Below are 21,935 nucleotides of genomic sequence, written 5' to 3' on the forward strand. Positions count from 1 at the left end.
TAACGAAAAAGATATTTTTGAAGAGTAGAAAAAGTGGTTTTGTTACTGTGTATGAAAGAAATCTTCCGTAGAAAATGTTGTTTCTTACATTGTTGAGGTAGTAGTCTTCATCAAAAGAGAATTTGAAGTAATCAAAAGAGTAGTTCGTGTTTTTTAGCCACATTATGTGTGGAAGGAGGATAATTAGAAGGAAGAAGAAGTATGTTAGAATAATAGGTGTTTGAGCCCTTAAGTAATTTGCGAATGTTTGCTCTTTTATTCTGTGATTGTTTTGTATTCTCATAAGATGCCTTTTTTTTAGTACTGCTTTATTTTGCTTTTGCAACAATGACTAAACTTGCCCCTATTGGCATTTTTAAACCTTTCTTTATTGTTATTAGTTCAAGATTAAGAATTTTCTCTAGTAATAATCCGGTTTGGCCTGATTTGTGATCATTGCTTGCATCACTTGGATTTCGATGGCCAAGCTTGTAGGGAAGTGATCTTAATAGAAAAATAAAAGGAATTAATATTCCAAAAAAGTAAGAGGAGTATTGAGTTTTAAAGCCTGATTGAGAAAGTTCTTCTTTAATAAGCTTGAGAGTGTATCTTCTATGGTGTCCAGCATCGTCATCTTTTTCTGACCAAAGGAAATTATAGGCAGGAACAGTAATATATAGAAGTCCATTCTTATTTAACTTTTCTCTTACTTTCTTTAAGAAACTAACGGAGTCTTCAATATGTTCGATAACGTCAAACAGACCAATACTATCAAATGTTAAGTTTAGAGTCTCTAGAGTAGTATTGTGAATTTTATCAAGCCCTCTTGATTGGGCATTTTCACAACCTCTCTGCCCAGGTTCAATTAAATGAATAGATACATCTTTATTTTGGCTTTTAAGATAACTTGAAACATATCCGTTTCCTCCTCCAACATCTGCAAAGGAAGACCCAAAACCAAAGCGGTCTGTAACATATTCTATGATTTTGTTTCTACTTCTAAACCAGAAACTATTATCTTCAATTAGATAGGTTTGTTTATGACCGTCATCGGGATAAGATATATTTTCTTTCATTTACTACCTTCTATAGGGTTCGCGTTATGTTGTTAGCTAAGAATTGTTAGTGTTTGAGTTGATAAAAAGACCATATCCTCTCGATAGCTTTAAATTGTCATTAAAAGTGAAGAGTTGTATCTTGTATGATTTATTTATAGAGAGATCCCTTATTAAGATTTTTTTTTCATGAACGATGAGAAATCTAATTGTTTGTAGTTTTCTGTTGTACCCGATACAAACTTTCTTATTAAAGTAAATAACCTCACTACTTTGTTTTGAGTTTAAGGAAAATAGGCCTTGATCTAGCTTTCCTGGTTCAATTAGCTTTTTATCTTTATAGACCTGTGGGCCAAAATGAGAAGAGATACTCCTATATTTATTTCGAATTTCTGGAAATGGAGTATAAAGTCCTGTTCCTGGATCCTCAATCTTTAAAGTGTCGCTAAAAATCTCAATTGAGAGTTGATCGTTATGATCATGGCCACCTCTTTCTTTTTGACCAACTTTTCCACATCTGAAGGATAGGAAGAAATCTTTATTTTTAAAAATATAGAGGCCAAATTTTTGGTACTGTTTAATTTCTAGGTCAGACTTACAGGATAATTCAAATTCGTAGTCAGTTGATGAAAAGTCTTTAGGTGCAGAGGAAAGATGACTTTGTTCTATTACTACTTTAATGTACTTAAAGATTTCTTCTGAAAATAGATTTTTAAAAGAGAGAAGATTGTCAATTTGATGATATTCTTCGTTTTTTTGAAGGGGAATATTTTGTTTCGTATTTCTATAAATCCAGTCCGAATTTAAGCAGCTTTTTGAAATTTTAAAAAAGGCTTGAATAATATTAATAAGATTACTCTGGCTAAGATGATTTTCTTCAAGAGTATTTGAAATAAAGTCCGGTTGTATCTTTATAAACCGTCCACTGTCATTATCGCCAATTTGGCAAATATTTCCATCTTGCCGAGTTATATCTTGAGAAAATTGTGACATAAGGTAGAGCTTTTGAAGGTATTTTTCATCGAATGAAATGTCACCAATAACTTCTTTTTTATCAAGGGCAAGGTTGTCAAAAAGGAGTGATGTGTAAAGCATCATTTCAGCTGAAAGTCGATGATAAGCAGTAGAGCCTTCAAAGTTAGATCCATCATCAAAAAATTGGTAGTCCATTTCTTCTTTTAAAGCCTTAAAAGAGAAATTTAGCCAGTAATTTGTGGTAGGACTTTTTGGGAGAAAGGCTGCTATAAAAGCGAGGCCACAGATATCAGCAAGATAGTGGTTGCCTCTGAACTTATCAGTGCCAATTTCAAGATTTGAATAAATAAATACACCATGATCATAGAGAGAGTTTGCAAGTATATTTTTTACTTCTTGAGAGGGCTCCCATCCATATAGCCTGAAAATATCATATGCATAAACCCAGTTTGCTGCTCGAATTGCAACATCCATTGGGCAGCGCCAGTTAACTCCAAATTTAGGAGGATTTGTCGCAATGAAGTCAAGAATTTGATTTTGAAACTCAATAGCTAGAGTTTCTGCTTTTTGCTTATTATTATCTTTGAGAGTTTTGCCATAAGCTAGAGCTAGCCAGGGAAAATGCTGACATCTAGATAGCTCCCATGGGACTTTTATGTCGACACCATCTCTATGACCATAAGGAATTCTAAACCACCATATTTTTGGGTTCCATCTATATCCAGACTTAAAGTCGATATGCCAGTCGATAGGGTTATACTCTTTTGAAATAAATTTCCATATCTTATTACTGTTCGTTCTGTTGGCAAAATTAATGGATTTTCTTATCCATTCAAAATTGCTTGGTCTAGGCGGGAATTTGGTTTGCATATCATACTTTATTCCCATGATTCCATTTACATCCATTCCGTACTCGACCTTCACCCAATTTGAGCCAAGTAGATTAAACTCATGATTAGTTGTTTTTTTTAGAATTCCATCAAGTTGTGGAAAGGATGTCTTTATTAGTTTAGTGTCAGGTGCGTTAGAAAATAAAGAAGTAAAATCAACGTTACTATAGTTTGAAGAAGAGGTAGGTAATATGATATCTTTTATTTGAACAAAATAAGACTTTAAGCGAAATATTAGATGCTGGTAGACCTTAAGAATTAAAATGTGTGGCGGCAGAGAAAGTGCGCGTTTAAAGTATTGTTTTAAAGTCATATCGAACCATATTAGAAAATTATTAACAAAGAGATTAAATCAGAATGAAGCAGCTTTTTCAAAGTTTAAAAACAGGTAAAGTTAAAATAGAGGAACTTCCTGTTCCTTATTGTGCAGCGGGATATGTGTTGATTCAAACGACAAGGACACTTGTCTCGTTGGGAACAGAAAAAATGTTACTTAACTTTGGGAAGGCAAATCTTATTAATAAAGTAAGGCAGCAACCTGAAAAAGTTCAACAAGTTCTAACGAAAGTGAAAACTGATGGTCTTACTCCAACTTTTAACGCAGTTAGAAACAAGCTGGGCCAACCTTTACCTTTAGGCTACTCTTCAGTCGGTGTCGTTGTAGAAGTTGGAAAGAATGTTAACGATTTAAAGCCTGGTGATCGAGTAGTTTCTAATGCACCTCATGCCGAATTTGCCTCAGTATCGCGTAATCTTGTTGCTAAAATTCCTGAACATGTTTCAGATGAGAGTGCTTCCTTTACTGTTGTGGGTGCTATTGGGCTACAGGGAATACGTCTATTGACTCCATCTTTTGGGGAAACGATTGTCGTTGTCGGTCTTGGCCTTATAGGATTACTTACGGTTCAGCTTTTAAGAGCAAATGGTTGTCAAGTCATTGGATTTGACTTTGATGAAGAAAAGGTAAATAAGGCAAAATCTTATGGTGCCAAAGCATTTGTTGTAAGTGAAACCGTTGACCCTGTTGCCGAAGCTTTAAATCAGACAAATGGTGTTGGAGTTGACGGAGTAATTATAACAGCTTCGACCAGAAGTAATGATGTAATTTCTCAAGCTGCTCAAATGACAAGAGTTAGAGGAAAGGTAATTCTTGTTGGTGTTGTCGGTCTTGATATTAAAAGGTCTGACTTTTATGAAAAAGAAATAACTTTTCAAGTCTCATGCTCCTATGGGCCAGGTAGGTATGATCCTAAGTATGAGGATATGGGGATTGATTATCCAATTGGATTTGCAAGATGGACCGAACAAAGAAACTTTGAAGCTGTTCTTCAAAGCCTTGAAGAGGGGACATTGATTGTTGAAGATCTTATTACTCGTAAGGTTGATTTTCAAAATGCTCCAGAATTATATAGCGGCTTGGGAAGTCAATCATTAGAGTTAGGAATAATTATTTCGTATGGAGAGGAAGTTAAAGAGCTTAATAAAAGTATCTATTACGAAAAAAGCTCAAAAAGTTCTTCTATATCTGTTTCAATGATAGGTGCCGGGCAATTTGCTGGAGCTGTTCTTTTACCGGCATTTGAAAAGAGTGAGTTCGAATTTCAAAAAATTGGGAGTCGCTCATCAGGAGCAATGGCGCCACATCTTAGAGAGAAGTTTAAATTTGAAGAGCTAACAAGTGATTATGACAGGGTTTTAGAAGACAAGGGAGTAAGGAATGTTGTTATTACAACGAGACATAACTCTCACGGCGCCCTTGTAATTAGGGCCTTGAAAAATGGAAAAAATGTTTTTGTAGAGAAGCCTCTTGCCTTATCTATGGATGAAGTAGACGAGATAGAAAACTTCTACAAAAAGGAGGGGTTCCCAAAACCGTTACTAATGGTAGGTTTTAATAGAAGATTTTCTCCATTGGCACAGGAACTTAAAAAAACACTAAAAAAATCTTCTGCTTCGAGAGCTTTTGTAATGACAATTAATGCTGGAGCCATTCCAAAAGATCACTGGACGCAAGATGCTACCGTTGGTGGTGGGCGTCTTATTGGAGAGGGATGTCACTTTATTGATCTTTTGAGATTTTTGTCAGATTCAAAAATAGTGGATTCTAGTGTTAGTGTTATGAAGTCTGACTGTAAGGATACTTTTTCAATTCAGTTGGAATTTGAAAATGGTGATATTGGAACTATTCATTATTTTGCTAATGGTAATAAATCTTTCTCTAAAGAGAGGCTCGAGGTTTTTGTTGGAGGGAAAATTATAGTCCTAGATAATTTTAAGAAGTTAACAGGAATAGGCTTAAAGAGTATAAAGTATGCGCTAAAATCACAAGATAAAGGACATCTAAATGAAGTGAAAGCATTTAAAGAAGGACTAGAGTCTGGTTCTTTTCCAATTCCTTTGGAGGAGATATTGGAGATATCGAGGTGTTCGATTACTCTACAGGAAAAAATTAGAAATCTATGAAAATTTTAATTCTTAGCTTCTACTACCCTCCAGACCTTTGTGCTGGATCATTTCGAACTAAAGCTTTTGTCATGAGTTTGTTGAAAATGCTTCCTGAAAACTCAGAGATTGTACTTATTACAACAAAGCCTAATAGATATCATAACTTTAAAAAAGAAGCACCTAATATAGAGAAAAAGGGAAAACTGACGTTACATAGAGTGGATATTTCTTCTCACCAGAGTGGTGTTTTAGATCAAGCAAAAGCATTTATTTATTTTACTCTAGCTGCCTTAAAAATTATAAAGAATGAAAGATATGATCTCGTTTTTGCAACATCATCAAGACTGATGACTGCTTTTCTGGGCGCGCTTGTTTCCTACTTTTTTAGAATTCCTTTATTTTTAGATATTCGAGATATTTTCTTAGATACTGTCAAAGATGTGTTTGGAAAAAAAGCAAATTTTGTATATCCTTTTTTTTTCTTAGTTGAACGAGTAACTATAAAGCGAGCGAGGAAGATAAACCTTGTTTCTAAGGGCTTCTTACCTTATTTTGAAAAACGTTATAGCGACAAATGTTATTCATTTTATACAAATGGAATAGATCAAGAGTTCTTAAATATAAATTATAATAGAACATTGGAAGAAGGTAAGATTAATATCTTGTATGCAGGCAATATAGGGGAAGGTCAAGGATTACATCAGATAATACCTTCTCTCGCAAAGCGATTAAGAGATATTGCAACTTTTAAAATTATTGGAAATGGAGGACGTAGAGAGCTTCTTTATTCCTGCCTTTTAAAGGATAATAGGTTAAAAAATGTTACTCTTCTTCCTCCTGTTAGTAGAGAAGAATTAATTTATGAATATCAACAGTGTGACGTTCTTTTTCTGCACTTAAATAATTACAAGGCCTTTGAAAAAGTACTTCCGTCTAAACTTTTTGAGTATGGTGCAACTGGAAAGCCTATTTTAGCCGGAGTGTCGGGGTATGCGGCTAAATTTTGTAAAGAGCACTTAGATCGCACGGCTATTTTTCATCCCTGCAATACCGATGAGGCTGTTGAAGCCTTTGGTCGTCTTGATTTAGGGTGGCATAGTAGAGATGAATTTGTAGATTTTTTCAAAAGAGAAAGGCTGATGGATCAGCTCGCTTGTGATGTTTTGTCTATAATGGAGTGTAAATGATGAAAGTGTTTGTTACTGGAGCAAATGGTTTTATTGGGCGCTATCTTTGTAGATTTCTTGAAAAGGAAAATATTCAAGTTGTTCGCGGAACAAGAGAGCTTTATGGAGATCTTTCACCTACTGTTCAATGGAAGTCAATTTTGTCTAACTGTAGTTCCGTCATTCATCTGGCATCGAAAGTTCACGATTTAAAGAAACTGACGATTGAAGAGGAGAAAGAGTACTGGAGGATAAATGTAGAATCCACCGTTAGGCTTGCTGAGGATGCAAAGAATACAGGGGTTAAGAAGTTTATTTTTTTGAGTTCTGTAAAGGTTAATGGCGATTACTCAAATGAGCTCCCTTTTTCTCCATCTGATGATGTCAACCCATCAGGAATTTATGGTGAAACTAAGTATGCCGCAGAAAGAAAACTTCTTAATCTCAGTGAAAAAGGCGTTTTTGATGTTATTATTATTCGTCCTCCACTTGTTTACGGAGAAGGGGCAAAGGCAAATCTTAAGATGCTATCCAACTTTATTGATAGAGGAATCTCTCTTCCTATTGGGAGTATTAACAATAGAAGGAGCTTAGTTTCTATCGAAAACTTGTGTAGTTTAATGTTCGCAGTCTTAAAGTCATCATATGGTGTAGTAGGTGTTTTCTTTGTTTCGGACGATGTTAGCTATAGCCTACCTGAGATTGTTAAAAGTATTGCGCGCTTGAAGCGAAAGAAGGTGATCATTTATCCTTTTCCAAAAGTATTGATGAAGTTTTTTTTGATAATGATTGGAAAAAAGCATTTGATTGATAAGCTTTTTGGCAATTTAGAGGTGAACTCCGAAAGCACTATAGACACTTTTAAGTGGTATCCTGAGGAAAGTCTGACTATAATTCCTCCTGGAAAGTACTTTATTGATTAGCTATCATTGATGATGTTTTTGATGAGAGCTAATCTTTATTAAAGACCTTTGCATTTGAAGAGGATTGTTGTTTAGATTTGAATATTTTTTATAGTGATTTAAAGTTCTCTTTCAATAACTTTTACAACGAATAAGTATCATACTTAGGTTTATTGAATATTTAAATTCGTTGATGAAGTTTGTAAAACGTTGTTTTTTTAATCCTAAGTTCAAGTAATGAAAAAAGTTGTTAATCTTGGATTTGGGGACGGGAAACTCGAGCGTTAGGAATAACTGCTGCTTAGAAAATGTCTGTTTTATGTAGGGGAGTCCATGTTATGTTGTTTAATAGTTATGAATTTATTTTTATATTTCTGCCAGCATCATTTTTTATATATTTTTATCTCAATCATAAAAAGCTAACGACAGTCTCAAAGTCTTGGCTTATATTTACAAGTCTTTTTTTTTACAGTTGGTGGAATATTTTGTATTTACCTCTGATTCTAATATCTATTTTGTTTAACTATACGATCACAAGTGCTATGGTTGAATGTCAGGGTACTAGAGAAAAATATTTTTCAAATAAAATATTATTAAAAACAGGTTTGGTATTTAATATTGGAGTGCTCGCTTATTTTAAATATATGAATTTCTTCATATATAATATAAATTTTTTTTCTAATACAGAAATAAGGTTGTTAAATTTAGCCTTACCTTTAGCAATTAGCTTTTTCACTCTTCAACAAATTGCATTCTTGATAGATAGTTACGAGGGAATAGTTAAAGAGAAAAATTTTTTAGACTACACATTGTTTGTAACGTTTTTTCCCCAATTGATCGCTGGCCCAATTGTCCATCACAAAGAGATGATGCCACAGTTTTCTAGTTCTAAAAACAAAATTAAAAACTACAGAAACATCTCTGTAGGAATTTTCATATTCTCTATTGGTCTATTTAAAAAAGTTGTTCTCGCTGATTATTTTGCTGTTTGGGTTGCAGCAGGCTTTGATGCCGCTATGTCCTTAAGTTTGTTTGAGGCTTGGGCTACAAGTTTATCTTATACTTTTCAACTATACTTTGATTTTAGTGGCTATACGGATATGGCAGTTGGTACGGCTCTACTGTTTAATGTAAAATTGCCAATAAATTTTAATAGTCCATATAAGGCTACTGATATACAAGATTTTTGGAGAAGGTGGCATATGACTCTCAGTAGATTTTTAAAGGATTATGTCTATATCCGTTTGGGTGGAAGTAGGTATGGAGAGTTCAGAACATATGGTAGCCTAATGGCAACTTTTGTCATTGGAGGTATATGGCATGGGGCTGGATGGACCTATGTATTTTGGGGAGTTCTTCATGGTGTAGCATTGGTCGTTCATAGAGCATGGGGGCGGACAGGTTTTAGAGTATGGTCATGGTTGTCCTGGTTGATTACTTTTAACTTTATAAATATTGCTTGGGTGTTCTTTAGAGCAAAGAAGTGGGATGATGCCATTGATATTCTAGGCTCTATGTTTAGTTTGCAAAATGTTGTATTGCCAGAATTTTTGGCATCAAAGTTAGCATTTTTGTTAAATGATCATATTACGTTTGGAGACTCTTTGTTGAACTTGTCTACAGGAGTAGATTTAATTGTTTGGTTAGTTGCTGGATTTATTTTAATTATGTCTTTTGACAATTCTGTGAAAATGATTGATTCATTTAGAGTCAATAAATACAATATTGTGTTTACTATTATCCTCTTCTATATCAGCTTTTTTCATATTCAAAGATATTCAGAGTTTATATACTTTCAGTTTTAGGGGACAGAATGTTTAAGAATTCAGGCAATATGAGTTATTATTTCTTTGTAATATGTGTGATTAGCACAGCAGCTGTATTGATCACACTGTCTATATTTTTTATTATTAATGAAACATTCTCTAGTAATGATCCCTCTATATTTGAAGAGGCATTTGTATGGCAAGAAAAACATAAAGGTGTTGTAGGAATCACTGCAAATATAGCAAATCTTTATAAGCAGAAAATGACAGATAGAGTAATTGAGAAGAATAGCATTGATATTGTGATTTTAGGCTCATCAACACTTATGGGGATAAAATCAGACATGTTTGATAATTATAAAGTTTTTAATGGTGCAAAGAATGGGAATCCTTTAAGCGATTCAATAGCTAAAGCAAAATACTACGCTAAAGTTTCAGATAGTATAAAATATGTGATTATTGGTTTTGATTGGACCCTTAATTTAGTCAATAGAGAATACAAAGATATTAGTTACAAACCGGAAGGTGTTAAGCAAGAAAGAGTTGATTTTGTTGTTAAAATTAAAGATGCTGTTAGCTATCAGCGAATTAAAATTATACTGTCTGTCATATACGATAATATACTTAACGCTTCAAAGGTATACCAGTGTCCAACTGAGGATGGTATTGGTACAGATCAATTTTTCAAAGCTGATCGACCAAGGAGATGTCACGGTTTTAGATATGATGGTAGCTCTACGTTTGAAAATTATTCATCACTAACTATTAAAAAATGGGAAATATTACTTAAGGATAGTTTAAGTAAGTATAGAGAAGAATTATTTTCTTCAAAAGGCAAGGTGGAGTCAAGATACCTAGCAGATTTAAATGAAATAGATAAAGCTTTAAAAAGAAGAGGGGGCAAGTTAGTTATACTGGTGCCCCCACTGATGCCTGGTGCTACTCGCTTGATCTATGGATCAAGCGAGGGAGTATATTTAACAAAAATAATTGATAAATTATTGAAATATACAAAGAGAAATAATATTTTTACTTTTGATGCTTCTAGGTCTGAAGAATTTGGTTGCATTCCTGAAGATTTTTTGGATGAGCATCACTCATTTCCGTCTTGTTATGAGAAGATAGTCAAAGCTTTAAGCATTGACTAGTTGTCTCGGAATACCTAAGAAGTTTTACTTCATAACAGAATGTGGTCAATTTTTTCAGAGCAGGACGACTATTAACTAAGGGGTTGGGCAGTTGGTAAAACTATCCAGAACTTGAAAGGAGAGAAGGATTTATAATTGAAAGTCTTAGTATAAGTCAGTATTATTAAGTTCTTAATATACTGGACGATTCTAGGAAATTTATTTGCATCGAGTTAAGAATATTGATTTTATAATTTTGGGGATTTTGACACTCCTATATTCTTATGTTGTTGCAGCATCGACTACTTTTTATCAGCATACTGTAACGGTGCTATTTTCAGGGGTATTGTGCTTTTTTTTTGTGAGAGAGATCTTTTATAGGGAGTCTTGTGAGAAGTCCCTGCAGAGAGTATATCTTTTTATGATCGCTTTGTTTGTAGGCATTTTTTCGGGGTATTATTTCTCTGGAGCAAGTGCTGATCTTATATGGGCTGCTGATTCATATGCAGCTCACCTTCCAAAGTCTGATGAAGTTGCCGAAGCTATACGGTCTTTCTCTTTAGAGGGGTTAAGAAAGCCATTTGTTGGATACTATAGAACCATTCACATATTTACGGGGCTTGCTTTTACTGTTCTTAGAAACCCTATTGTCACTGGATTTGTGTTACTAATTTTTAAGATTATTGCACTATGGTCTATAATTAGACTTTCTCGTAAACTATTTGATGAAAAGGTCGCTTTAGTTAGTGCTTATCTTTACACCTTTGCTCCGTGTGTCTTATTCTTTAGTATAAACTTCTATAAAGAAATGTTTGTTCAGGCTTGGCTGGCTCTTTCTTTCTTATTTTTTTATGAAATTTTTGAAGAGGGTAAATATAAAAAAATTCCTTTTTTTGTATTTACTTTCTTTTTTCTCTCGATGGAAAGATCGTATGTGGCAATCTCAGTGTTGCCTGGTATGGCTTTCTATTTTCTTTCAATGGAGAAATTTAAAAAGAGTCATAAATTAGTTTTGGCGGGGGGCGTTGTTTTGATTACTTATACAATTAGAACCCTTTATTTTCCATACTTAGGTTTTGAGAATGTTTTTGCTTTCTTTAGAGAGAAGAGGGCTTCGTGGCATAATTATGACTATTTCGATCAAAGATATAATCTGGAACTAAACTATTTTCTATCTTGGATTAAACTATACTTTACACCGATCTTCACCCTTCAGAAATTTGAGCTGTTCTTTAACTATAGTATCCTTCTCACTTGGGGCTCATTTATTCATCAAGCTACTATGGCTCTTTTTTCAGTAGGTATATATAATCAGATTAAAACACACACAAAGAGAACACTTTTTTATGTAATCCCGTTCTTTGTTTATATGTGTGCATTTGCATACATCGGCTCATTCAGTGGAAGAACGAGAGATAGTTACTATCCCATAATTGTCATGTTTGCAGGCTATGGTCTGGTGAACAAGGTCGTACCTTTCCTTAAGAGACGAATGAGAAGAAGCTAAGTCCACGACAGTTTCTTCTTTTTAGCGATACGAATGTATAAATTTAGATCATTCTCTGTTGCGCACTGACCTTTTTCATAAAATTCTTTATACCAATCAATAGTCATCTCAAGAGTTTTCCTCGCATCAATTGCTGAACTCCAATTTAAAAGAGTAAGCGCTTTCGTACAATCGAGTTTCAGTAAAGAAGCTTCATGAAGCTTTTCTTTGGGCTCTTTGATAATGTAGTCGATGACACCCCAGTGCTCTTTTAATATTTCGACAACATTTTTCACGGAGAGGTCTTCACTTAGTGGTGGTCCAAAGTTAAATGCTTGTGCAAACTCTTGTCTTCTTTCAATGAGCTTTTGTCCTAGCAGTAAGTATCCTGAAAGTGGCTCTAGTACGTGTTGCCAAGGTCTAGTGGAGTGAGGACTTCTAATTTCGACAGGTTCTTTTCTTAGTGATGCCTTGATAATATCGGGAATAAGTCTGTCTTGGGCCCAGTCTCCACCGCCAATGACATTTCCAGCGCGAACTGTAGCAACAAGCATATTATGTTCAGAGAAATTATCTGGGTGAAAGTAGGAGTGAATATAAGAGCTGGTTAGAATTTCCATGGCAGCTTTTGAAGAACTGTAAGGATCCTTTCCGCCGAGTCTATCGTTTTCTCTATAGCCCCAAAGCCATTCATTATTCTCATACACTTTATCAGTTGTAATTGAGACAATACTTTGAACAGATGAGCACTTTCTACAAGCTTCATAGACTTTTAAGCTTCCGATGACATTTGTTTCATAAGTTTCGATTGGATCTTTGTAAGATAATCTTACAAGCGGTTGAGCTGCTAGATGAAAGACGATTTCTGGCTTGAACTCTTCAAAAGTCTTCTCTAGGAGTTCTTGATTTCGAATATCACCAATAACACTTTTAATTTTTAAATTAAGTAGATCGATGTGAGCGGGCTCGCTGGGGGCTTCAGTTGAGTAACCACAAACAATGGCGCCCATCTTCTCTAGCCAAAGAGCAAGCCAAGAACCTTTGAAGCCTGTGTGCCCAGTAATAAGGACTCTCTTGTCTTTGTAGATTCCTGAAAATAAACTCTTCTCTACCAAGTTTTCCACTTAGCCTCTCCTGAATTCCAAATATCAACTAATGTTTGCTTATCCGCTAATGTGTCCATACATTTCCAGAAGCCACGATGCTTATAGCAATTAACCTGATTTTCTCTTGTTAGTGTTTGAAGAGGAGTTCTTTCAAAAATTGTTTTATCACCTTCATTTAGATAATTCATAACTTCTGGTTGGCAAACAAAGAAGCCGGCGTTGATCCATCCAGCTTCTCCATCAGGCTTTTCGATAAAGTCCACTAGCTGATCTGTCTTGTCATCAAATTCTAAAACACCAAAACGACCACCAGGCTTAACCGCCGTCATTGTACACAGTCTTCCAGATTTCTTATGGCTTTCCACGGTCGCAGTTACGTCTACATCTGAGACACCATCACCATAAGTTAAAAGAAAAGGCTCATTTCCAATAAGTTCTTGGGCCTTCTTGATTCTTCCCCCGGTAAGAGTTCCGTCACCAGTTTCGAGACAAGTTACTTTCCAGGGCTCTACGTTTGAGCTAATAATTTCCATGGAATTATTTGTCATGTCAAAAGTCATACTACTTTGATTTAAAAAATAATCTGAAAAGTATTTCTTAATATAATTACCTTTATAACCACATAGAATAACAAATTCATTAAATCCATGAGAAGAGTAATGCTTCATGATGTGCCATAGTATAGGCATTTCACCAATCTCAACCATAGGCTTTGGACGAACTCCAGTTTCTTCACTTAAACGAGTTCCATAGCCACCAGCTAGAATTAATACTTTCATCGTTATTCCTTTTTTATAGTAATTTCTCTTTAAGTTTTGCGGCGATATAATCAAGATGTTCTGTATCAAGTCCAGGCCAAATACCAACCCAGAATGTATTATTCATAATGAAGTCTGTATTTGTTAATTCTCCAACAACTCTATAATTTGAACCTCTGTAGAGAGGTTGTTTAAGTAGGTTTCCTGCAAAGAGTTGGCGAGTAGCGATTTTATTTTCTTCTAGAAATTCAACTAATTCTTGTTTTGTTACTTTTGAATCTTCTCTAACGCTTATATTAAATCCAAACCAACTCGGCTCACAGCCTTTTGTGGCCTCAGGTAAGATTAGGACATTATCAAGTTCTAGAATTTGAGACTTTAGATAATTAAAATTGTCATTTCTCTTTTTAATAAATTTACTCAGCTTCTTTAATTGTGAAAGACCTAGTGCCGCTTGCATATCAGTCACTTTTAAATTGTAACCAACATGAGAGTAGATATACTTGTGATCATAACCGTGAGGAAGATCTCCAAGTTGCTTATCAAATCTCTTTCCACAAGTGTCATCTTTACCAGGAGGGCACCAGCAGTCTCTTCCCCAGTCTCTCATTGATTCTGCAATTTTCTTAAGACGTGGATTATTTGTTAGAACAGCTCCACCTTCACCCATAGTCATATGGTGAGCAGGGTAAAAGGAAACTGTCGCAATATCTCCAAACGTTCCGGCCATTTGTCCGTTGAACTTTGCTCCTGAAGCATCACAACAGTCTTCAACTAGCCAGAGGTTGTGCTTATCACAAAACTCTTTTACCGCTTGGACGTCAAACATATTTCCAAGAGTGTGGGCCATCATAACCGCTTTCGTTTTATCGCTTAGAGCCTTTTCAAGAAGACTGATATCGGCTTCATAAGTACCAAGTTCTACATCGATAAAGACTGGGACACATCCGTGTTGGATAATTGGATTTACAGTAGTTGGAAAACCTGCAGCAACAGTAATAACTTCATCGCCCGGTTTAAGTTGTCTATCCCCTAGGGCCGGAGAAGTAAGTGCAGCAAAGGCAACTAGATTCGCGGAAGATCCGGAGTTTACAAGAAGACAGAACTTCTGTTCCATATACGAGGCAAATTCTTTTTCAAATTGTTTATGGTATCTTCCGGCTGTGAGCCACATATCTAGAGACGCATCAATAAGATAGGCCATATCATCTTCATCCATGACTTTTCCAGATGCTGGAATATAGTTTTCACCAGGGATGATTTTCTTTTTGTCTAATTCTGCTTTAAAGAACTCTTTTGATTTCTCAATAATCTCATTACGCATTGTGCTGCCTTAAAATTTTAGGGTATATAGAAATGCTAATTTAGCAAAAGAATGCTAGTATTTTAAGCAAAATAAAGAAAAATGAGTATAAAGATAGAATATGAATAGTAGCTCAAGAAATGCCCTTTCAAATGGGATAAATTATATTGCACAATTTTTAGATATCGCAGGTCTGTCATTAATTTCAGTATTAGTGCACTGGTGGTACCTTGGTGGTACTAAATTAAGTAATGACTACACTTATTCAATTATTTTCACATCTTTTCTCGTCTTTTTAATTTTTCAAAATTTTGGTATTTATAGTTCTTGGCGTGGACGCAGTAAGTTAAAGCGGGTTCAGGTGATTACTGGAGGATGGTTTCTCTGTCTTGTCATTCTAGTCTTATTTACCGCTCTTTTAAAAAGTACTGCGAATTACTCGAGGGTTTGGTTCGTCACCTGGTCTGTTGGAACGCTACTTTATTTAAATCTCTACCGTTTTATTTTGGATTTACTTCTCAGGTATTCGAGGAGGAAGGGATGGAATCACAAGAATATTGTGATTTTTGGCGCAGGAGAGTTGGGGCAAAATGTTGCGGAACGAATCTCGAATGCAGATTGGATCGGCTTTAAAATTAAAGCTTTCTTTGATGATGATACTTTAAAAATTGGAAAAAAACTTTGTGGAGCTGAAGTACTTGATTCAAAGAAATTAGAGAGCTTTTTAAGAGAAGAAGACATAAAAGAGCTTTGGATTGCTCTACCTTTTAGAGATGAAGAAAGAGTTAAAGAACTACTATTTGAGCTGAGACATATGTCCATATCTATAAAGTTTATCCCAGATATTTTTGGCTTTAGATTATTAAACCAAAAGATTTCAGAAGTTGCAGGAATTCCTGTGTTACAAATTAATGGAACGCCCATTCAAGGATTTAATAGAGTATTAAAAGAATTGGAAGACCGCATTCTCTCTTTCTTTATTCTTATCGCTATTTCTCCGTTCTTATTCATTATTGCGATTGCAATAAAGCTAGAAAGTAGGGGACCGATACTTTTTAAGCAAATTAGAAATGGCTGGGATGGAAAAACCATAAAGGTTTATAAATTTAGAAGTATGAAAGTTGAAGACTCGGGTCTTGAGAAGCTTACACAAGCTACAAAGAATGATTCAAGGGTCACAAAAGTAGGCTCTTTTATAAGAAGAACAAGTCTGGATGAGCTACCACAATTTATCAATGTTCTTCAGGGGCGTATGTCGATTGTTGGTCCAAGGCCTCATGTTGTTTCACAAAATGAAGAGTACAAAGATCAAGTGAATCATTATATGCAAAGACATAGAGTGAAGCCTGGAATAACGGGGTGGGCGCAAATTAACGGTTTTCGCGGAGAGACGGATACTCTTGAAAAAATGTCTAAGAGAGTTGAGTATGATCTCTACTATATAGAAAATTGGTCTCTTGGCCTTGACTTAAAAATTATATTGCTGACTATTTTTAAAGGTTTTATCAATGAAAATGCTTACTAGTGAAAACACTCTCTTTAAAATGACTTACGCCTCAGTGTGGGCAATTGTTCTTTTTTCGTTTGTCTCTTTAAGTGCATCAGCTTTAAGTCATATACTGATTTTTATTCCAGCTCTCTATTTTACTTTTAAAACGTACAAAGAGGAAGGTCTCAATCTTTCAAAGAGTAATATTGCACTTCTTCTAACTATTCTTTTTGCCATTATCTCGATTATCTTTGCTCCCGACATTGCTAGAAAATTTAAGCAAGTGACAAAGCTTAAGTATATGCTCATTGGAGTTCTTGCAATCTATCCATTCATAGAACTCTTTAAGAAAATTACTAGAGATCAAGTTAGAAAAATGTTTAATACTTTTCTTGTTCTTCTTGCTGTCGGAAACTTGGCGGGAGTATATGCATTATTTAGTGGATATCATCCACTTAGAATGAAAGAGGCTTCTGACGGACTTAGAGCTGCGGGAATGTATGGAATGGCCATTACTTATGGCTATGGAATAGAGTTGATTCTAATTCTAATGCTCGCGATTACTTTTCTCTATAGGAAGAAGATCTCAAATATTGCTAATCCTGCGATCTTTTATATTTCAATGGGAACAACTCTGATCGGTTTCTATTTTGCTTTTGCTAGAGGGGCGCTGCTTGCTCTCATTATATCAATTCCTTTTATTTTCATTAGAAGAAATAGGAAAATCTTCTTGGGGCTGCTTACTGCTGGAGTCACCTTCATTGGGATTATCACTGCAATTGTTTTTACGACTAATGAAGATGGCGGTGGAAATAGATTCTTACTTAAAGCAAAAACTACTTCAAATATGATTAGATTATCTCAATATGAAGCGGCCTATAAAGGTTTTCTTGAAAAACCTTTAACTGGATGGGGTTATAGAAATTTTGAGCCCAATGCTTATGATATTAAAAAGAGAAATGGAATTGATTACGCTGAATTTTATGGGCACGCTCATAATAATTACTTAGAGTTTCTCGCTTCTACCGGAGTATTTGGTTTTATAAGCTTTTGTCTCTTTGTTCTTTTTTGGATCGTTGAAGCCTTTAAAAGAGGGGATGAGTTTTCAAATATTTTATTTCCATTTATTATTTCGTTTTCAATTTCAGGCTTATTTCAAAATACAATAAATGACGGTGAAAATATGTTTGTGATTATGTTCTTATACTCTCTAACTTATTCTCTTAGACCAGGACTAAAAATATTTGAAAGAGATTAAGGCCCTAGGACTTTATTTCTCTTGAAGAAGAAGAGTTGAGTTAGAATAAAGTAGACACCAAAGGCAGCAGTTATTCCAATGGAAAATAGAAGATCTGAATTTTGTCCGTAGAAGAGTGTTGCAAGATAATAAATTGATCCAAATATAATTGGAATGAAAATATCTCCTACTTTGATTGAGATTTTTAGAATTTTATTCATTTGAAAAATCATTGAAATCATCCCTAGAAAAGCTCCCGCAATTAATGAGATCGGAACTAAGTAGAAGTACGCATCATTGAATACATTTAATTGCACAAGTCCAACGCTAGATATCGCAGAAATAAACCCAGGAATAATAAGAGACTTAGTCTTATATTCTGTATGGGCAATGAGCGCGACATGATTAGTGATCATTCGAATTAAGTTTAAGACGGCTCCAAATATGAGAAAAACCCAAGCATTATAGAACTCCTCGCCAGAAAGAATTCGAATAAGAAAAGGGGAGAGGAATGCCATAAATATAGTTACAGAAATATACGAGGGGAGAGAGGCCCTAAAGAATGAATTCCATGCCAGTTCTCTAATATTTTGGTCATGTGTGTTGATTGAGTCAAAGAATGCTGGATGTAGTAATTGATGAAGTAGAGTTTCTACAGCAGTTGAAACTTTCGTCGATATGGCAATTCCTACAGCGAGAAAACCTAAGTATTCTAATGAAAGAAATCTCTCAATTATAAATCGATAAGACTCATTTGTGGCCCATAGAAAGAAAGTTGCAATAGCAAGAGGAAGAGTGAAACTTAGGACCGGTTTAATATCATTTTTATTAAAGCTAAATACTTTTGTGGGGCTTCTCTCTTCTTTGATTTTAGAAAAGAAGTAAACTCCAGAAATAAGGGTAAAGAGTATTTGTGAGAGGATTTGTCCAGAGAACCACCAAAGGCCACTCGTTTCAAATAGATTTATAAGTAAAATAGAAAAAATAATATTAAAGAGAAGCGTTAAATTACTAAAGACAACAAAAGATATTCTAAAGTTAAAGAGGTTAAGTGTTGGGGCAAAGAAAGTATTTAAAGTTGTAAAGTAGATCCCAAAACCTATGACTAGGATGAGATGGAGAGTATTTAGATTGGTTAGTATTCCCAAATATTTAGTACATATATAGACAATAGGAATGGAGAGGATAGAAATACCTATCAAATAAGCATTATATTTTAAAAAATTCTCAAATACTTTTCCTTCGCTTCTCCACTTATGCACATTTCTATTTATATAATTTCCAATTGGGCCAATTAAAGTTAATCCAAAATAAGAGAGTAGAGAAGTAAGTAAGTAGAATACACCCATCTCGCTACTACCTAAGTAAGTTGTAGAGACTTTTATCACAACAATCGACAGGAGAATCTGAATCACTCTTCCAATGGAGATGATGAGTAGGCTAGAGTTAATGTTTACTTCCCTTGTAGAATTCAATTGTTCTCTTGATGGCATCATTAAAATCAACTGAGGCTTCAATTCCGAATAGATCTTTTGCTTTATCTGTATTTGGTGCGTACTTATTAAAGTATTCACTTTTATTTTTAACTTTAATATTTACACTTGTTTTAGGATTGTACTTTGCTATCTCTCTAGCAAGACTTTCAATATTGATATTTTCACTTGAGCCAATATTTACAGTTTGATTCATCGTTGGGTTTGTGGAGAGATTGAGAATAGAGTTACATAAATCAGTCATATACATAAATGATCTAATCGCTTGTCCGTCGCTATTTACGATAATCTCTTCGCTTTTGAGCATATTTCTTATGAAGTTTCCTGCTGCAAAAGATCCTTCTAGTGGAATATATCCACCTAGAAAAGCAAAGCATCTGGCAATATTGAACTCAATATTTTCTTTGAGGCAGAAGTTTCTTATGATCTCTTCACTTTCTCTCTTCGCGCTACCGTAGGGAGTAAGTTCTGAGTTTGGATGAAAAACCTCATCAATATTTGGATCTAGGCTTGAACACGCCCCATAGACTGCGCCTGAACTTGTATAGACGATTCTCTTTATCTTATTTTCTTTGCAGAATTTTAATACAGCATGAGTATTTCTAAGCTCTAGGTCTTGATAGGACTCTTTATCGGTACAACTAGAAGTGATGACGTTAGCTGCACAGTGAATAAATATATCCGCAGGTTGGTTAAATTCTTTGAGGGACTCAAGATTTCCTTCAAAGAATTTCACACTAGGGTCTGCCACAATATCAGGAGAGTTCTCTTTGAGCTTTTCTATATTTCTTGTGATGGAGAGAATGGTGATTTTCTCTTTAAGAAATTGATTGGCATAGATTATGGAATAGATAATCCATTTTCCGAAAAACCCAGTCCCTCCTGTGAGAAAGATGGTTCTTCCTTCTAAGAGAGAGAACCATTCTTTAGACTTCAAATAAATTTCTTCAAGATCACTATCTGCAATCTTTAGGGAGTTTAAACTCATAAGATTTCAGTAAGCCTTGCTTTCATTTGTTCAATAGATATTCCATGTTCTGAGAGCGCATATTGATAAGTTCCCGCCTTTTCTATAAATGAACTATTTAGGCAGAAGTAGTCAATCTTTGGAAGTGGCTGATTGTGATCGACAGCTAAGTCTGTCACGGCACTGACTAGCCCACCTTTTCTTGTATGTTCTTCAAAGAAAATAATATGATCAAAGTCTTTAATCATTTCTAATAGATTTATTGAAAGAGGTTTTAACTTCATTACAGAAATATGTGAAATACCTCTCTCTTTTGCAAAGCTATGAACTGTTCCAAGCATTGCTCCTGAGGAGATAAAGCATACTTTCTCGTCGCTCTTATGTGTAAAGTAGGGAGCTGTAGAGCTTAATTCTTCTGTATTTACATTTGGATTGTCACATTTTCCAACTCTCAAATATGCAGGCATGTTTGAAGAGTAGAACTCATTGTAACAAATCCTCATTTCTTCTTTATCACCAGGAGCATAAATCTCAATATGTGGAAGAGGCATGAGAGCACCGATATCTTCAGCGCATAAGTGAGAATTTCCTAAGTGAGTATAGATTAGTCCAGCGCCATCTCCAATGAGTTTTATTGGAAGCTTTGGCAGGCAAATATCAAACTTGATTTGTTCTAATACTCGAATTGGTACAAAAGAAGCGAGTCCATAACACATAGGCTTGAATCCAACTTTTGCAAGACCCGCGGACATACTGACTAGTCCTTGCTCCATAATTCCTACATTTACAAATTGTTCTGGTCTACTCTTTCTTAATTCATCAAAGAGCGCATAGCCGTGATCTCCAGAGAGAAGGAGGAAGTTTTCATCGTTGACTGCAGCAGAAGAAATTAAGTTTGATAAAATAGTTCTCATTATTTAACTTCCTTTGAAGAGAGATCTTTAATTGCAAGAGTCTCTTCTTCTTTGGTCATTTTCTTGTAATGCCAAATATTTTCATTTTCCATATAAGAAATTCCGGCACCTTTAATTGTATTGGCGATAATAACTGTAGGTCTTTTTGAGTCGTTAACTTTTTTGAAACTATTTCTTATTTCATCCAGAGAATGTCCATCAACTGAGAAGGAGTCAAAACCAAATGAGTTGAATTTATCTTCAAGAGAATTTAAGTCAATAATATCTTCAGTAAGACCCATCGCTTGATATTTATTTGCGTCAACAATGACACAGAGGTTATCTAGTTTGTGATGTCCTGCAAATAAAATGGCCTCCCACATACTTCCTTCGTTTAGTTCTCCGTCTCCAACAATACAGAAAACTCTTCTCTTAGAATTTCTTCTTTGAAATCCGTATGCCATCCCAGTTGCCACAGGCAGGCCATGACCAAGACTTCCACCTGAAATTTCTATACCAGAAATATGATCTTCAGATAAACCAAAGAGTTCGGTTCCATCTTTTAAATAATTATCTACTTGATTATCATTGATCCATCCAAGCTGATAAAAAGCTGCATAGATTGCCATGACTCCATGGCCTTTAGAAAGAGCGAGGATATCTCTATTTTCATCTCGAGGATTTTCTTGATTATAATTAAGCTCCCCATCATAGAGGGCACTGATGATTTCAATAAGTGAAAGTGCACAGCCCAAGTGTCCAGACTTTGAGTCTTTTGAGAGATTAATGACATTCTTTCTAAGAGTATTGGGGGATAAATCTAATTTAGACATAAAAACCTTTTTTGATCTATAATTGTGTAGCATCATTCTATTAAATTAAATGTTATGAATCTAGT

General features: G+C 34.9%; 17 protein-coding genes. 8 read left to right on the forward strand and 9 right to left on the reverse strand.

The features are described 5' to 3' along the window. Positions 1 to 308: 308 nt before the first annotated feature. Both CES88_RS10205 and CES88_RS10210 read right to left on the reverse strand, forming a co-directional pair. Entirely contained in the window at positions 309 to 1,055 is a 747-nt protein-coding gene (locus CES88_RS10205; protein WP_290733988.1) for a class I SAM-dependent methyltransferase, read from the reverse strand. A 36-nt stretch (positions 1,056 to 1,091) separates the two neighbouring features. Further along, the gene (locus CES88_RS10210) at positions 1,092 to 3,212 is read right to left on the reverse strand and encodes a heparinase II/III family protein (RefSeq protein WP_290733990.1); all 2,121 of its coding nucleotides are present in this window, start codon (positions 3,210 to 3,212) and stop codon (positions 1,092 to 1,094) included. A gap of 44 nt (positions 3,213 to 3,256) precedes the next feature. Between CES88_RS10210 and CES88_RS10215 the strand changes: the two genes are divergently transcribed. The 6 genes from CES88_RS10215 (at position 3,257) to CES88_RS10240 (ending at position 11,812) form a co-directional block, all read left to right on the forward strand. Continuing rightward, positions 3,257 to 5,362: a bi-domain-containing oxidoreductase gene (locus CES88_RS10215; RefSeq protein ID WP_290733992.1), complete on the forward strand. Its 2,106-nt coding sequence runs from the start codon at positions 3,257 to 3,259 to the stop codon at positions 5,360 to 5,362. A gap of 86 nt (positions 5,363 to 5,448) precedes the next feature. Further along, positions 5,449 to 6,531 (forward strand): glycosyltransferase family 4 protein, encoded by a 1,083-nt coding sequence (locus CES88_RS10220; RefSeq protein ID WP_290733994.1) that lies wholly within the window; start codon positions 5,449 to 5,451, stop codon positions 6,529 to 6,531. After that, a complete protein-coding gene (locus CES88_RS10225) occupies positions 6,528 to 7,433 on the forward strand; it encodes an NAD-dependent epimerase/dehydratase family protein (protein WP_290733996.1) in 906 nt (301 codons plus the stop codon). The genes CES88_RS10220 and CES88_RS10225 overlap by 4 nt, the downstream gene beginning before the upstream one ends. 317 nt (positions 7,434 to 7,750) lie before the next feature. After that, the gene (locus CES88_RS10230) at positions 7,751 to 9,217 is read left to right on the forward strand and encodes an MBOAT family O-acyltransferase (RefSeq protein WP_290733998.1); all 1,467 of its coding nucleotides are present in this window, start codon (positions 7,751 to 7,753) and stop codon (positions 9,215 to 9,217) included. A gap of 8 nt (positions 9,218 to 9,225) precedes the next feature. After that, the gene (locus CES88_RS10235) at positions 9,226 to 10,326 is read left to right on the forward strand and encodes a hypothetical protein (protein ID WP_290734000.1); all 1,101 of its coding nucleotides are present in this window, start codon (positions 9,226 to 9,228) and stop codon (positions 10,324 to 10,326) included. Positions 10,327 to 10,726: 400 nt separating this feature from the next. Further along, positions 10,727 to 11,812, forward strand: coding sequence for a glycosyltransferase family 39 protein (locus tag CES88_RS10240; protein WP_290734002.1), 1,086 nt, complete (start codon positions 10,727 to 10,729; stop codon positions 11,810 to 11,812). Here the strand turns inward: CES88_RS10240 and rfbG are convergent. The 3 genes from rfbG to rfbH are packed head-to-tail and all read right to left on the reverse strand — an operon-like array spanning position 11,809 to position 14,979. After that, the gene (gene rfbG, locus CES88_RS10245) at positions 11,809 to 12,915 is read right to left on the reverse strand and encodes a CDP-glucose 4,6-dehydratase (protein ID WP_290734004.1); all 1,107 of its coding nucleotides are present in this window, start codon (positions 12,913 to 12,915) and stop codon (positions 11,809 to 11,811) included. The two genes, CES88_RS10240 and rfbG, sit on opposite strands and share 4 nt — an antisense overlap. Continuing rightward, on the reverse strand, positions 12,900 to 13,676 hold the full coding sequence (gene rfbF / locus CES88_RS10250; RefSeq protein WP_290734006.1) for a glucose-1-phosphate cytidylyltransferase: 777 nt from the start codon (positions 13,674 to 13,676) through the stop codon (positions 12,900 to 12,902). The genes rfbG and rfbF overlap by 16 nt, the downstream gene beginning before the upstream one ends. Before the next feature lie 13 nt (positions 13,677 to 13,689). After that, the gene (rfbH, locus tag CES88_RS10255) at positions 13,690 to 14,979 is read right to left on the reverse strand and encodes a lipopolysaccharide biosynthesis protein RfbH (protein ID WP_290734008.1); all 1,290 of its coding nucleotides are present in this window, start codon (positions 14,977 to 14,979) and stop codon (positions 13,690 to 13,692) included. Between the two features lie 100 nt (positions 14,980 to 15,079). Between rfbH and CES88_RS10260 the strand changes: the two genes are divergently transcribed. Together CES88_RS10260 and CES88_RS10265 are read left to right on the forward strand one after the other, a co-directional pair. Then, positions 15,080 to 16,483: an undecaprenyl-phosphate glucose phosphotransferase gene (locus CES88_RS10260; RefSeq protein ID WP_290734010.1), complete on the forward strand. Its 1,404-nt coding sequence runs from the start codon at positions 15,080 to 15,082 to the stop codon at positions 16,481 to 16,483. Continuing rightward, positions 16,467 to 17,705 (forward strand): O-antigen ligase family protein, encoded by a 1,239-nt coding sequence (locus tag CES88_RS10265; RefSeq protein ID WP_290734012.1) that lies wholly within the window; start codon positions 16,467 to 16,469, stop codon positions 17,703 to 17,705. Before CES88_RS10260 ends, CES88_RS10265 begins: the two co-directional genes overlap by 17 nt. Here the strand turns inward: CES88_RS10265 and CES88_RS10270 are convergent. The 4 genes from CES88_RS10270 to CES88_RS10285 are packed head-to-tail and all read right to left on the reverse strand — an operon-like array spanning position 17,702 to position 21,870. Continuing rightward, positions 17,702 to 19,159 carry an oligosaccharide flippase family protein gene (locus tag CES88_RS10270; RefSeq protein ID WP_290734014.1) on the reverse strand — a complete coding sequence of 486 codons (1,458 nt, stop codon included), beginning with the start codon at positions 19,157 to 19,159 and terminating at the stop codon, positions 17,702 to 17,704. The two genes, CES88_RS10265 and CES88_RS10270, sit on opposite strands and share 4 nt — an antisense overlap. Next, a complete protein-coding gene (locus CES88_RS10275; RefSeq protein ID WP_290734017.1) occupies positions 19,131 to 20,165 on the reverse strand; it encodes an NAD(P)-dependent oxidoreductase in 1,035 nt (344 codons plus the stop codon). Before CES88_RS10275 ends, CES88_RS10270 begins: the two co-directional genes overlap by 29 nt. Continuing rightward, entirely contained in the window at positions 20,162 to 21,058 is an 897-nt protein-coding gene (locus CES88_RS10280) for a hypothetical protein (protein WP_290734018.1), read from the reverse strand. Before CES88_RS10280 ends, CES88_RS10275 begins: the two co-directional genes overlap by 4 nt. Further along, complete coding sequence (locus CES88_RS10285; protein WP_290734020.1) at positions 21,058 to 21,870, reverse strand: transketolase; 813 nt, start codon at positions 21,868 to 21,870, stop codon at positions 21,058 to 21,060. Before CES88_RS10285 ends, CES88_RS10280 begins: the two co-directional genes overlap by 1 nt. Positions 21,871 to 21,935: the final 65 nt, after the last annotated feature.

It is taken from the genome of Halobacteriovorax sp. JY17 (assembly GCF_002753895.1).
GTDB lineage: Bacteria > Bdellovibrionota > Bacteriovoracia > Bacteriovoracales > Bacteriovoracaceae > Halobacteriovorax.

Coding starts and splice junctions, on each gene's coding strand:
- CES88_RS10225 (WP_290733996.1), top strand. CDS start 6,528: ATGATGAAAGTGTTTGTTACTGGAGCAAATGGTTTTATTGGGCGCTAT.
- CES88_RS10235 (WP_290734000.1), top strand. CDS start 9,226: ATGTTTAAGAATTCAGGCAATATGAGTTATTATTTCTTTGTAATATGT.
- CES88_RS10260 (WP_290734010.1), top strand. CDS start 15,080: ATGAATAGTAGCTCAAGAAATGCCCTTTCAAATGGGATAAATTATATT.
- CES88_RS10205 (WP_290733988.1), bottom strand. CDS start 1,055: ATGAAAGAAAATATATCTTATCCCGATGACGGTCATAAACAAACCTAT.
- rfbH (WP_290734008.1), bottom strand. CDS start 14,979: ATGCGTAATGAGATTATTGAGAAATCAAAAGAGTTCTTTAAAGCAGAA.
- CES88_RS10280 (WP_290734018.1), bottom strand. CDS start 21,058: ATGAGAACTATTTTATCAAACTTAATTTCTTCTGCTGCAGTCAACGAT.
- CES88_RS10210 (WP_290733990.1), bottom strand. CDS start 3,212: ATGACTTTAAAACAATACTTTAAACGCGCACTTTCTCTGCCGCCACAC.
- CES88_RS10285 (WP_290734020.1), bottom strand. CDS start 21,870: ATGTCTAAATTAGATTTATCCCCCAATACTCTTAGAAAGAATGTCATT.
- CES88_RS10220 (WP_290733994.1), top strand. CDS start 5,449: ATGCTTCCTGAAAACTCAGAGATTGTACTTATTACAACAAAGCCTAAT.
- rfbF (WP_290734006.1), bottom strand. CDS start 13,676: ATGAAAGTATTAATTCTAGCTGGTGGCTATGGAACTCGTTTAAGTGAA.
- CES88_RS10265 (WP_290734012.1), top strand. CDS start 16,467: ATGAAAATGCTTACTAGTGAAAACACTCTCTTTAAAATGACTTACGCC.
- CES88_RS10230 (WP_290733998.1), top strand. CDS start 7,751: ATGTTGTTTAATAGTTATGAATTTATTTTTATATTTCTGCCAGCATCA.
- CES88_RS10215 (WP_290733992.1), top strand. CDS start 3,257: ATGAAGCAGCTTTTTCAAAGTTTAAAAACAGGTAAAGTTAAAATAGAG.
- CES88_RS10275 (WP_290734017.1), bottom strand. CDS start 20,165: ATGAGTTTAAACTCCCTAAAGATTGCAGATAGTGATCTTGAAGAAATT.
- CES88_RS10240 (WP_290734002.1), top strand. CDS start 10,727: ATGATCGCTTTGTTTGTAGGCATTTTTTCGGGGTATTATTTCTCTGGA.